We start from the raw sequence: 12,601 nt of genomic DNA on the forward strand, positions 1-12,601 counted from the left end.
CTCAGTCTTTGCCGGTGACGATAGGTGTGTCTGGTCGGCTGCCCCATTCGGACCAGGAGCCGTCATAGAGCCGGTTGGCACCATGGCCGAGCGATTCCAGCGCCAGCGTGATGATGGCGGCGGTGATCCCGGAGCCGCACGTGGTCACCACCGGCTTTTCGAGATCTATTCCGGCCTTCTCGATTGTCTCCCGCAGCTCCGGCAGGGACTTGAACTTGCCGTTTACGGCGAAGCTGCCGGACGGCAGGCTTTTCGCGCCCGGCATATGGCCGGAGCGCATACCTTCGCGCGGCTCCGGCTCGGTGGCGGCGAAACGGCCGGCGCTGCGGGCATCGGCAATCTGCAGAGAGCCGCGGTCGACGATTTCGCGCATCTCATTGAAGGGGACGACGCGGCCGGCATTGAATTTCGGCTTGAAGATAGCAGGGGCGAATGCGGGCAGGGCTGTTTCCAGCGGCCGCCCTTCCGCCTTCCAGCCGTCCAGGCCGCCGTCGAGCACGAAGACGTTTGGGGCGCCCATGGCGACTTGGAACAGCCACCACACGCGCGGTGAGGCAAAGACACCGGGACCGTCATAGACGACGATGCGATCGGTCTCGCTGATGCCGAGCTTGCCGACCTCGGCTGCAAAGAATTCCGGCGACGGCACCATGTGAGGCAGATCGGTGGAATGATCGGCGACCTTGTCCTGATCGAAGCGGATGGCGCCGGGAATATGGCCGCTGGCATATTCGGCATCGGCATCGCGCTTCTGCGCCGGCAGATAGAAGGACGCGTCAAGGATGCGCAGATCCTTGGCACCCAGTTCGTTCTGCAGCCAATCGGCGGATACGACGAAACGGCTCTTCTCCGCAGTCATGATCATTTCTCCCTGATTTGTATCGGGCCCTATTTTACCAGGAATCGTCAGCTCAAGCTTCGTCGGTGGGCGCGCCGAAACGGATGCGGAAGCGGCGGTTCTCTTTGCCCTTCTTCTCGATTTTGGCGATGTAGATTGCACCGACTTCCTGCGTCTCCGACACATGTGTGCCGCCGCAGGGCTGGCTGTCAACGGCAGAGTTCTCGCCGATGCAGACAAGGCTGACGCGGCCGAGTCCGATCGGCGGGCGCACATTCTTGGATTTGACGATACCCGGATTGGCTGCAAGCTCTTCATCCGTGATCCACTGGACGAAAACGGGATGGTTCTCGTTGACAAGCGCCATCATCTTCGCTGTGACTTCGTCCTTGTCGATCGTCTCGCTCATATCGAAATCGACGCGGCTTTCGTCTTCGCCGACGGCTGCACCCGTGATCGGATATTGGCAGACGACCGAGAGCAGGTGGCAGGCCGTGTGCATACGCATCAGCTTGTAGCGGCGTGGCCAATCGATATGCAGCACCAGCTTCTCGCCAACGGCAGGCTGTGCTTCACCCTCGAGCGGCACATGGATGATGATATCCTTCGTCGCCCCGTGCTTGGTCTGGCCGAGCGCGATTTTCGAACCGTCGGCGCGCTCGAAGAAACCGATATCGCCCGGCTGTCCGCCGGACATGGCATAGAAGCAGGTCTGATCGAGTTCGATGCCCCCATCCTCGTGAATTGCGGCTACGAAAGCTTCTGCGGTCGAGAGATAGAAATCGTCACGATAAAGGGCATTCACCGACATAAGATCACGCTTGGTTCTCGTAAGGAACAGGAATATCGGAATTCGTCGTCAAATATGCCGGCAGCGGCAGACCCTTCGACTTCAGGAAATCCGGATTGAAAAGCTTGGACTGATAGCGATTGCCATAGTCGGCGAGGATGGTCACGATCGTATGGCCCGGGCCGAGATCCTTGGCAAGGCGCACAGCGCCGGCAATGTTGATGGCCGTCGAGCCACCAAGGCAAAGACCTTCGTGTTCCACCAGATCGAAGACATAGGGCAGGGCTTCGGCATCGGTGATCTGATAGGCGAAATCGGGCGTAAAGCCTTCCAGGTTAGCCGTCACGCGGCCCTGGCCGATACCTTCCGTGATTGAAGAGCCGGAGGATTTCAGCTCGCCGTTCTTGTAGAATTCATAAAGTGCTGCGCCTTCCGGATCGGCGATGCCGATCTTGATGTCCTTGTTGAAGGCATGCAGGCCCATGGCGACGCCCGCCAAGGTGCCGCCGGAGCCGACCGAGCAGATGAAGCCGTCGACCTTGCCATTGGTATCGCTCCAAATTTCCTTGGCGGTCGTCTCAATATGCGCCTGGCGATTGGCGACGTTGTCGAACTGGTTGGCCCAGATCGCGCCGTTCAGGTCGGTCTTCGCCAGCTGTTCGGCAAGCCTGCCGGAAACCTTCACGTAATTGTTGGGGTTTTTGTAGGGAACGGCCGGCACTTCGACGAGTTCGGCGCCGAGCAACTTCAGCGCGTCCTTCTTTTCCTGGCTCTGCGTTTCCGGAATGACGATAACGGTGCGGTAGCCGAGCGCCTTGGCGACCACCGTCAGGCCGATGCCGGTATTGCCCGCCGTGCCCTCGACGATGACGCCGCCCGGCTTCAGCAGGCCTTTCCGTTCGGCATCGCGGATGATGTAGAGCGCGGCGCGATCCTTGACCGACTGGCCGGGGTTCATGAACTCCGCCTTGCCGAGAATGGTCGAGCCCGTCGCCTCGGAGGCACCCTTGAGCTTGATCAGTGGCGTGTTGCCGATCGCTTCTAGGACGGAGGGATGGACGGTCATGGAATCTCTGCCTTCTGTTCGGGACTACTGTAAGAACGGTCTTTTCCCTTCACAAGGCGGCATAGGCAAGAAATTCTGTTCCACGCTCCCCTTCCACGCCGCAAAATTCCACTTCGACGATAAAAGTCAGCCGCGAGGCGTCCTTCAGGGTTTCGTCTTTCTGCCCCGTCGATGCGGAATTCGACCGTGGCGACGGTCGGCTGGCCGAAAGAGGCCACAATGATGCGTTAGTCCTAAAATGCTGCCAAGACCGCCCGAAGGCTGCATCGGGCAGGTTGCCGGCCAGGGAGAAAAAGTCATGCACCCGTTTATTGCCCGTCCCGAACATGGAGTGATCTGGATCACAGGAGCCAGCTCCGGGATCGGTCGGGCATTGGCACTAAAGCTTGCGGGCGAGGGCTACAAGGTCGCCGTCACCGCCCGACGTCACGACAAGCTCCTGGAGCTGCAGGCGGAAGCGAGCGAACAGCCCGGCAGCATTATCGTGCTCGACGGCGATGTCACCAGTGCCGAGGACATGGAGCACACCGTCGCGGCGATCGAATATCAACACGGCCCGCTGGCTCTGGCGGTCCTCAATGCTGGCATTTATCTGCCGGCGCGGGGCGAGGATCTGAACCACGATGTTTTCGACCGCAGCTTCGCCGTCAATCTCCATGGCGTCATCAACTGCCTGGTGCCGGCCGTGCGCCATATGAGGGCGAGGGGACATGGCCAGATCGCCATCGTCTCGTCCGCCGCAGGCTATGGCGGTGTACCGGCAGGCGCCGCCTACGGCGCCACCAAGGCTGCCCTGATCAATATGGCCGAAAGCCTGAATTTCGAACTTGACCGTATGGGCATTCATATCCAGCTCGTCACGCCCGGCTTCGTTGACACTGCGCTGACTGGGGAGAACAAATTTTCAATGCCTGGACTGATGTCGGCTGAAGATGCAGCGAAGGCAATCGCCGCTGGCCTGAAATCGCCTGGTTTCGAAATCACGTTTCCAAAGAGCTTCACCTACCGCGCAAAGCTGGTGAACTTTCTGCCCTATAGCCTTTATTTCCGCGTCATCAGACGTATCATCGACGGCCGTCGCCCGTCGCAGGCCTCCGGCCACCATCCCAATCCGCATCCGGCCGAATAACTGCTAAATGTTGCCCTGCTGAAAAGCTTGTGCGCTGCACAATTCGCGGGGTCTTGTCACCGTTTTGTAATGCAAGTTCGCTAGCAGTCCAGCGAACTGACAGGCCCAGAATTGACAGGCAGGGAAGAGCAAGATGGCAGAGATCCGGATCGAGCAAGTCCGCAAGGCCTATGGACGCAATCAGGTCGTGCACGGCGTCGACTTGAACTTCCGCTCTGGCGAGTTCGTCGTCATTCTTGGCCCTTCCGGCTGCGGTAAGTCCACGCTGCTGCGCATGATCGCAGGCCTCGAGGATATCACGTCGGGCGAAATCGTCATCGACAACAAGGTGGTCAATCAGCTGGAGCCGCGCGAACGCGGTTGCGCCATGGTTTTCCAGAACTACGCGCTTTATCCGCATATGGATGTCGCCGCCAACATGGGCTACGCGCTGAAGGTGGCCGGAGTGCCGCGCGAGGAACGCGACCGCCGCATCAAGGAAACCGCACGCATCGTCGGCCTCGAGGATTTCCTTGCCCGCAAACCATCAGAGCTTTCCGGCGGTCAGCGCCAGCGCGTCGCCATGGGCCGCGCCATCATCCGCGAACCGAAGGTCTTCCTCTTCGACGAACCGCTCTCCAACCTCGACGCCAAGCTGCGCGTGCAGATGCGTGTCGAAATCCGCCGCCTGCACAAGCGCCTTGCGGCCACCTCGGTTTTCGTCACCCATGATCAGGTCGAGGCCATGACGCTCGCCGACAAGCTGGTAGTCATGTACAGGGGCAATGTCGAGCAGGTTGGCACGCCGCTGGAAGTCTACAATACGCCGCGCACCCGTTTCGTCGGCTCCTTCATCGGCTCGCCGGCCATGAACTTCCTCGAAGGTTCCTTCTCGGCGAATGGCGAACAATTCATCTTCGACGGACTGCCGATTGCCATCGACGCCAATATCGGCAAGCGCCACGCCGGTCAGCCGGTCGCGCTTGGCATCCGCCCGGAACATGCGCGTCTTGTGCCGGCGGGCACGCCCGGCGCTGTTCCGGCCACGGTGGATTTCGTCGAAGAACTCGGCGCCGGCCGCGTCATCCATTGCGACATCAACGGCTCCAACTTCGCCGTCGCTGTCTCCGACCATACCACGGGACAAACAGGTGACGCCGTCGGCCTGGAGCTTCCCCAGCAGCATACTCATCTTTTCGCCCAGGACACCGGCCTGCGCCTCGACACCATTGCTTCCGTCACGCCCCTCAAGGTCGCGGCAAACTAATTTTCAGAATCAATTTTCAGCAAGAGCGCCCGGAAATTCCTACCGATTTCCGGGCTTTTTGTTGTCTGGCGGAAGGCGGGCTGCTGCGGCCCGAAGGCTCGATCCATCTTTAGGCTGCACGGGCGCATCCACTGGCGCCGCGACGGTCGCCACGACTTTCAGGTCTATCGTGCTTGAACGACAGCCTTGATGATCCGACCTTAAAAGCCTGCCGCACTCCCCGAGGAAGTGCGGCAGAAAATTCAATTACTTCTCGGGCACGATCAGGCCGCGCACGAACCAGCGCTGCATCAGCACCACAACGACGAGCGGCGGCAGCATGGTGATTAGCGTGCCGGCCATGGCGATGTGCCATTCGGGAATGCCGCCCTCATTCGGGATGAGGCTCTTCAGCCCAACGATAGCCGTGGAGAAGTTGGGATCGGTGGTGACGAGCAAGGGCCAGAGGTACTGATTCCAAGCATATAGGAACATGATAGTGCCGAGCGCGGCCATATTGGTGCGCGATAGTGGCAGCAGGATATCGACGAAGAAGCGCAACGCGCCAGCGCCGTCCATGCGGGCAGCCTCTGTCAGCTCGTCCGGCACTGTCAGGAAGAACTGGCGGTAGAGAAACGTGCCGGTGGCGGTCGCGACGAGCGGCAGGATCAGGCCGGAGCAGGTGTTCAACAGGCCGAGGTTCAGCGACACTTGAATGCCGCTTACCTGCTGGATCAGCCAGCTTATGCCGGTGATATCAAGAATTGCCTGATAGGGTAACAGCACATTGGCTGCGACCGCAAAAGTCGGCACAATGCGCACCTCCAGGGGCAACATCAGGGTGATGAAGATCGCCCAAAAGATCAGGGCTCTGCCCGGATAGCGGAAATAGACAAGCGAAAAGGCCGTCAGCGCCGAGATGAAGACTTTGCCGGCAGCGACGCCGGTGGCCAGAATCAAGCTGTTCAGCAGTTGCGGCCCGAGATTCGCGGTCGTCCAGGCTGTCTTCATATTAGCCCAGAAATCGCGGCCGGGGATCAGCGACATAGGGACATCGTTGACATCGGCAAGGTTATGCGAAGCGGCGATCGCGACAATGGCGAAGGGCGCGACTGCCACCACGAAGCCGATGAACAGGATGATATGGGTGAAGATATCGAGAATGGGTGTACGTTCGACCATGGACGCGCCTCAGCGGTAATGTACGCGCCGCTCAATGAAGCGGAACTGGAAGATGGTGAGCAGGATGATCAGCAACATCAGGATGATGCTCTGCGCGGCGGCGCCTGAGTAATCGAGGCCTTTGAAGCCGTCGAAAAAGATCTTGTAGACCATGAGATTGGTCGAGTTGGCCGGGCCGCCGGCGGTCATGATGTCGACGATGCCGAAGGAGTCCTGGAAGCTTTCGGTGATGTTGATCACCAGCAAAAAGAAGATTGTTGGGGTCAGCAGGGGAAATTGTACGTCCCGGAAGCGGCGTAGCACGCTGGATCCGTCCATCGCGGCTGCCTCGATCAGCGAGCGCGGTATACCCTGCAACGCCGCAAGGAAGAAGATGAAATTATAGCCGATATATTTCCACGAGAAAGCGACGATGATCGAGGCCATGGCATCGGTGCCGTTTAGACCCGGATCCCATAGGCCCGGCCAATAGTGATTGACGACGGCCATGAAGCCTGCCTCCGGCGCCAAAATGAAGCGGAACGCCATCGCCAGCGCCGGCGCGGCGATGCCGTAGGGCCAGATCAGCACGACACGATAGATCTTGGAGCCTTTGAGTTGACGATCGGTCAACGCCGCCAGCAGCAGCCCGCCGCCCATTGACAGCGTCGTGGTGATCGCAGCGAAAGTCAAGCTCAACGTCACCGAGTTCCAATAGTCGGGGTTGGCGAGGATGGATCTGAAATTGTCGAGCCCGACCCACTCATTGCCGCCGCCCCAGGGTTGCTGCAGCGTCAGCGACCAGTAGACCGCCTGGCCGGCTGGCCAATAGAAGAAGGTGAAGATGAGAAGGATCTGCGGCACGGCAAAGAGGAAGCCGATGCTCCATTTGTTGAAGGTTGTACGCTTTTCCATCGGCCCTTCCGGTGAAGATGTCGGTTGCCAGTGCTGCATTATTCCTTTGGCCACACGTGTGGCGGAAGGGATGATGCAGTCGTTCGAACGAAGCCTTAGATCGCGAAGATCGCCGAACCTTGCCCGCCGGATCAAGGTCAGCCGTCGCGCCAGTGTCGGCTTATAGAAAACGTCCGCCGGGAAAGCCCGGCGGACGCTTGCTGTGGAATCTTGCGGATCAGGGGAGCTGCTTGCCCTTGTAGGTGGCTTCGAAACGGTCGAGGACTGCGTTGCCGTTCTTGACGATGTTGTCGACGCCTTCCTGAACGCTGACCTTGTTGGCGAAGATGGCCTGCATCTGGTTGCCGAATTCAGCGCGGATCTGCGTGAAATTGCCCAGGCGAACGCCGCGGGTGATCGGGGTCGGCTCGGAGGCGGTCAGGCTGGCGATGGCGACTTCGCGGCCCTTATAGGGAGCCTTGTCGTAGAAGCCGGAGGACTTCATGAAATCGAAGCCGGACTTCGTGACCGGGATATAGCCGGTGTTGGTCGACCAGAAGAGGGCGGTTTCCGGCTTGGCGATGAAGTTCAGAAACGCAGCGGCGCCCTTGTACTCATCGGAAGACTTGCCAGCGAGAACCCAGAGGGAAGCGCCACCGACGAGCGAATTCTTGCGCTCGGTGCCGGCGTAAACCGGAAGTTCGGCGACATCCCAGTTCATGCCGGCCTTCTGCGTCTTGCTGACGGTGCCGTGGTCGCCGACCGAGGTCAGGATCATCTGGCAATCGCCGGAAGCGAACGCCTGGACCATATCCTGGCCGAGGTCCTTGGACTTGATCTTGATGAGGCCGGCGTCGTACCAGCTCTTGAGATCGGTAACGTACTTGACGAACTTGGTCTTGTTGACGGTCAGACGGGCATTGAGGCCGTCATAGCCGTTGTTTTGGGTAGCAACCGGCTCGTTGTGGACAGCCGAGAACTGTTCCATCAGCTGCCAGCTTTCGTTGCCGGAGATGTTGATGGCCATCGGGCAATCAAAGCCAGCGCCCTTCAGCGCCTTCATGTCGTCGGCAGCTTCTTCCCAGGTCTTCGGAGCTTCGGTCTTGCCGATCTTGGAGAAGGCGTCCTTGTTCCAGTAGAGCAGGGCGGTCGAGGAGTTGAACGGGAAGGAAAGCAGTTCGCCCTTCGACGTAGCGTAGTAGCGAGCGATGCCCGGGAAATAGTCGTTCCAATTAACCTTGTAGCCGTTTTCCGACATCAGCTTGCTGACCGGATAGTAGGCGCCCGAAAGCATCATGGTCGCGGTGCCGACGTCGTAAACCTGCACGATCGTCGGCTGCTTGCCGGCGCGGAAAGCGGCAATGGTGTTCTGCAGAGCGGCGTCGTAGTTGCCCTGGCTGGTGCAAACGACCTGATAATCGGTCTGCGAATTGTTGAAGTTCGTGCACATCGTCTGAACGACGCGCTCCAGATCGCCCGACAGGCCGAACCAGAAATCGAACTTGACGGGAGCAGCGGCGGCCGGCAGGGCCAGCGCTAAGCTCATGACGCCGGCGGCAGCCGCCGAGATGCAGTTTTTAAGTTTCGACATAATCCCTATTTCCTTTTGAAAGCTCGGAACCGATGGCCTTGCGCAAGTCCGCGGCAGCGGCGTTATAGACAAGCTGTGTGACAGTTTATTGAGGGCGAAAATCTCTTGTCAGCAGGCGGTTTTGCGTCTCTGCAAACGCTTTTAAAGGGCAATTGCGGATTAATCCGAAAGGAGGAGAAGACACCGCTTTACGTGCAACATAAGGTCTATCTAAATATTGAATATCGAGAGGAGGTGCGCATGAGTCGTCGGTCGCGGCGCCTCGTCAGAATGGAGCGCTATATGATGAAGCGGCTGCTTCTGATCATAGCCGCCCTCACTCTATTTGCGCTCGCCCCGTTGGCACTGTTGATCTCCGCCTATTGAAGGACGCGGACTGAACTGCGCGTTCTCCTTGCCGCTCACCTGTGTCCTGTGCATGATCGTCCCGACACACTGACGGAAGTCTCGGGAGGAGAACGGACGATGGTCCGAAGCGAGCGGCAGAAGATGGCATCAGGGGAATGGTATTGCTGCATCGATCCAGAGCTCGATGGTTTACGCGCGATTGCTCGAGAGGCAGTGCATCAGCACAATACCATGCCGCCGGGCGAGCGTGGCAATATCGGCCCCGCTCTGTCGATGCTTTTTGCCCACGTGGGTGAGGGCGTGTTCATCGAGGCGCCATTTCATTGTACCTACGGCATTAATATCTCGCTCGGCCCGAACGTCTATTTCAATGCCGGCTGCACCATTCTCGATACCGCGACGGTGCGCATTGGAGAAGGCAGCATGCTCGGACCGGGTGTTCATATATATTGTGCCGAACACCATAAGGATCTGCCGGAACGGCGCGCTGGGCTGGAAGTCGCGCGGCCGGTCGAGATCGGCAGGGATGTCTGGATTGGCGGTGGCGCCATCATCCTTGGCGGTGTGACCATTGGCGATGGTGCGATTGTCGGCGCGGGCGCCGTTGTTACCAGGGATGTGGAGGCAGGCGCGACCGCGGTCGGCAATCCTGCGAGGCGCGTGGCCGTCAAATAGGTAAGAAGGCTAGTCTGCCGGCCGCCGCCGTCTCGTCCACCATACGGCAAGGCGCCGTCGCCAGCGCCGTATGAGTGGCAGGTCGTGCGATAAGAGGATGAAACCCAGTGGCAACATCCAGAAGCCCAGGACAGGCAGGAAGCCGAGACAGCCGCCGAAGATCAGCGCGAGGCCAATGCCAAGGCGGGCAAGCCGCGATCGTGGGAGCGGAATGCGAATGGAGCCGATGACGAGCTCGCGTGTAGTGTGATCGATCCCGAAACGCCGGGCCTTTTCGCTGCCATTGCGATCGGTTTTTTTTTCGGCTCTGCCCTGATCAGTCATCCACAGGAGATGGTAAGGCGACGAAATAATACAAGGGAAATGGATTTTTTTGAAAAAACCGCTTGGCAAATCGGGAAAGCATTTGTATTACCCCGCTCACACCGCGCCAAGCGGTATTCCCTGGTAGCTCAGCGGTAGAGCATTCGACTGTTAATCGACAGGTCGCCGGTTCGAATCCGGCCCGGGGAGCCAGTTTTTAAGATAAGTGCCTGTTTTTGTTGTGTTTTCAAAAACGGGCACTTTCTTCCCCTCTTTCCCTCCCCACTTTTGATTTCTGTTAAGTCACTGAATTTGTTGGTTGGCTCCAATGCGGAGTCGATCTGGCGGCCCGTCGTTCTTTATTTATCCCGGCTTGGCGCCTTAAGCTCCTCGCACCGCAGCTGATCGCTGCCCGATATAAACCGCTTCCGATTCCCGAATCGCATATCCTGGTGACGCGGGCAGGCTCCATTTGTTTTATGCGGTTTGCAGAGACCGCACGCAGCGATGCGTGGACGTTTGCGCTTGTGATGCATGATTGCCTCCGACATTGGCTGGTGCGCCCCTATGGCGCACGCGCATGTGTCGGAGGTGAGTGGGTTGAATGGTCATGGTGGGTTAATTACTACAAAGGCCGAAAGTGAAAAAGCCGTCGGCTGGTGGCCAGCGGCGAGCTGTGGTGGGCGCTCAAGGGTTTCCGCATGGCGACTGGGCGCAGGATATAACGGCCGCCTTTGCCAGAATGCCCGCAGCGTTAAGCTTCACCGAAGCGTGGCTTACCTACCCAATCACCAGGAAGCGGCATTGCCCATCGCTCCGCGTTGTAGTGTGCCCCACCAATGGGCTTCTGTGAGCTCTTGGCGAGCCGAACGGGTCCTTGTGTTCCCCGCCCCCCGTCAACACGAAGTCTGTCCGAAAAGTATTCTCCTTCCAATATGTCTCCTTTTGCGCCGGTCTGCAAACGAAGTATGAACGTAACAGAATGGTTAGATGAGACGTTTTCATTGGATTCGTGAATCCGGACGTCGGATGTAAAAATAAGAGAATACCGCGTCTTGCTCTCATCACTGACGATGGCTGCAGTTCTACTCTCGGAGCTGGCCAGCTCAGAGAAAGTCGCGATTGACAATGTCAGTCCGTTTTGCGCAACTTCCAGGGCAAGCACGTCGCATCCCGCCCGTGCCACGGAGTAGGACCATCCTTCCCATCGTCCCGAAAAATCTGGGACACCTAGCATCGATCGGATCCATCGAAGTCGGAGGGCTATTGTGTATAGAACGTAGCTCGATCCGGCTCCGATAGTGGCGCTTATGGTGACGTACCTCAGTGCTTTTCCTATTTGATCTGCGCCGATGATGCCCACAGCCGAGAGTGAGACGAGAAACGATAAGATGCCGCTGATAACGGCTACCTTAATGATCAGATCTCGCTGCTCGCGGACTTGCAAGATGTCACTCCCCTTCAAACCTCATATAACCAGACATCGCTGCTTACCGCAAGTTGAGTCGGCCAGCGCGCGTCTGGTGTAGGCGACGGTGGTGATCGCGCCGGCGTGTGGTAATTTGGCGATCCCTGAAACGTCTTCCCGCGCCATCAGAAGCTCGATGACGTAGTCGACTTCAGGCGGTGGCTCGTCAAAGCTTGGATCTTCCGCCTTGAGTGGCGAACCTTTCGACTTGCCAGGGCGTGGCGTCCCCAAGCCTGATTCCGCTCCTATGAAATCGATGCCAAGGGACGCAACCGCATCTGCACAAGATCCATACGACAGGAAATCGTCTGATAGCTCGTCAACGTCGTTCCGCGGCCGGAGCTCGTAACGCTTGTGTCAGTTGCCAGTTCGGGCCGGTTGTGGTTCAGCGTCAGCAAGCCGAGGCATAACTGCTGGCAAGTCCAGATGCTCTCCGAGATTTGACTTCGCCTTCGACTTTCCGCGTGCCGTTCCGTTCCTGCGCGTGTCGAGTCCTCCCTGCGGCGGCTCGTTATCGTAGCAACAACAGAAGCCAGGAGCCGTTGGCGCGCTATGAGCCAGAGGCAGGCCGCTCCATACTTGTCGTGTTTCATCGCCCAATTGAACGCGGGCCGGCCACCTCGATAGACCGGAGCCCTCCCTTTAGGTGGTGTGTTGTCATTGGCAGCTATGAACTTCGTGGCGAGGCGCTCTGCTGCGTTTCGCGAAGATGTCGTGCGTAGGTTCGTCGGTAGGTTCACGCTGTCCTCCTACGCGGCAAGTTGTCGTTCGCGGCGACGAGCCGCGTTACAGGTGATGGCATTTATGATTTCCCTCGGTAGCAGCGAGCCGCAAAAGCGGCTGGTGGCGGGCCCTTGGTGGCCTTCGTATGGATAAGGTGATGATGCTGTAAACTAGCGAATTTATCAATATAGAGATTGACACGGAAGGCGATATGTGCATGCAAAGATATTTAATAAAAATTCAACACGCTATTTAATTAATTCAAAGTATTCGTTGTGATTCAAATATTGAATGATATCATTAAATTGTTAGGCGACTTTCCGCCTACGTGGCGGCGATAAACAGCCGCATTGGGCCGCCGCACGATCCCCGCCGACGGCCCAATTTTTA

12 protein-coding genes and 1 tRNA gene are annotated in these 12,601 nt (G+C 58.4%); 5 read left to right on the forward strand and 8 right to left on the reverse strand.

The genetic code is table 11. The features are described 5' to 3' along the window. Window position 1: 1 nt before the first annotated feature. The 4 genes from sseA to PY649_RS06155 are packed head-to-tail and all read right to left on the reverse strand — an operon-like array spanning window position 2 to window position 2,998. Complete coding sequence (sseA, locus tag PY649_RS06140) at window positions 2-859, reverse strand: 3-mercaptopyruvate sulfurtransferase (protein ID WP_285867321.1); 858 nt, start codon at window positions 857-859, stop codon at window positions 2-4. A 52-nt stretch (window positions 860-911) separates the two neighbouring features. Next, window positions 912-1,649: an alanyl-tRNA editing protein gene (locus tag PY649_RS06145; RefSeq protein WP_285867322.1), complete on the reverse strand. Its 738-nt coding sequence runs from the start codon at window positions 1,647-1,649 to the stop codon at window positions 912-914. Window positions 1,650-1,653: 4 nt separating this feature from the next. Beyond that, on the reverse strand, window positions 1,654-2,694 hold the full coding sequence (locus tag PY649_RS06150) for a cysteine synthase A (protein ID WP_285867324.1): 1,041 nt from the start codon (window positions 2,692-2,694) through the stop codon (window positions 1,654-1,656). Window positions 2,695-2,743: 49 nt separating this feature from the next. Next, window positions 2,744-2,998: a hypothetical protein gene (locus PY649_RS06155; RefSeq protein WP_285867325.1), complete on the reverse strand. Its 255-nt coding sequence runs from the start codon at window positions 2,996-2,998 to the stop codon at window positions 2,744-2,746. Here PY649_RS06155 and PY649_RS06160 point away from each other — a divergent pair. Then, window positions 2,993-3,823, forward strand: coding sequence for an SDR family NAD(P)-dependent oxidoreductase (locus PY649_RS06160; RefSeq protein WP_285867326.1), 831 nt, complete (start codon window positions 2,993-2,995; stop codon window positions 3,821-3,823). The two genes, PY649_RS06155 and PY649_RS06160, sit on opposite strands and share 6 nt — an antisense overlap. A 133-nt stretch (window positions 3,824-3,956) precedes the next feature. Further along, on the forward strand, window positions 3,957-5,069 hold the full coding sequence (locus tag PY649_RS06165) for a sn-glycerol-3-phosphate import ATP-binding protein UgpC (RefSeq protein ID WP_285867327.1): 1,113 nt from the start codon (window positions 3,957-3,959) through the stop codon (window positions 5,067-5,069). A 246-nt stretch (window positions 5,070-5,315) separates the two neighbouring features. On the opposite strand, the gene PY649_RS06170 is transcribed toward PY649_RS06165, so the two are convergent. The 3 genes from PY649_RS06170 to PY649_RS06180 form a co-directional block, all read right to left on the reverse strand. Then, a complete protein-coding gene (locus PY649_RS06170) occupies window positions 5,316-6,230 on the reverse strand; it encodes an ABC transporter permease subunit (protein ID WP_285867328.1) in 915 nt (304 codons plus the stop codon). Between the two features lie 9 nt (window positions 6,231-6,239). Then, window positions 6,240-7,124, reverse strand: a complete 885-nt coding sequence (locus tag PY649_RS06175) for a carbohydrate ABC transporter permease (protein ID WP_285867329.1) — start codon at window positions 7,122-7,124, stop codon at window positions 6,240-6,242. A 217-nt stretch (window positions 7,125-7,341) separates the two neighbouring features. Beyond that, window positions 7,342-8,694, reverse strand: coding sequence for an extracellular solute-binding protein (locus tag PY649_RS06180; RefSeq protein WP_285867330.1), 1,353 nt, complete (start codon window positions 8,692-8,694; stop codon window positions 7,342-7,344). Window positions 8,695-8,934: 240 nt separating this feature from the next. Between PY649_RS06180 and PY649_RS06185 the strand changes: the two genes are divergently transcribed. Together PY649_RS06185 and PY649_RS06190 are read left to right on the forward strand one after the other, a co-directional pair. Further along, window positions 8,935-9,060: a hypothetical protein gene (locus PY649_RS06185; protein WP_285867331.1), complete on the forward strand. Its 126-nt coding sequence runs from the start codon at window positions 8,935-8,937 to the stop codon at window positions 9,058-9,060. A gap of 99 nt (window positions 9,061-9,159) precedes the next feature. Next, window positions 9,160-9,717, forward strand: a complete 558-nt coding sequence (locus PY649_RS06190; protein ID WP_285867332.1) for a sugar O-acetyltransferase — start codon at window positions 9,160-9,162, stop codon at window positions 9,715-9,717. Between the two features lie 9 nt (window positions 9,718-9,726). Here the strand turns inward: PY649_RS06190 and PY649_RS06195 are convergent, their stop codons facing one another. Then, on the reverse strand, window positions 9,727-10,041 hold the full coding sequence (locus tag PY649_RS06195) for a hypothetical protein (RefSeq protein ID WP_285867333.1): 315 nt from the start codon (window positions 10,039-10,041) through the stop codon (window positions 9,727-9,729). Window positions 10,042-10,158: 117 nt separating this feature from the next. Here PY649_RS06195 and PY649_RS06200 point away from each other — a divergent pair. Further along, a tRNA-Asn gene (locus PY649_RS06200) sits at window positions 10,159-10,233 on the forward strand. Window positions 10,234-12,601 lie beyond the last annotated feature (2,368 nt).

Origin of the sequence: Rhizobium mayense, assembly GCF_030272705.1 — a bacterium.
Taxonomy (GTDB): Bacteria; Pseudomonadota; Alphaproteobacteria; order Rhizobiales; family Rhizobiaceae; genus Rhizobium; species Rhizobium mayense.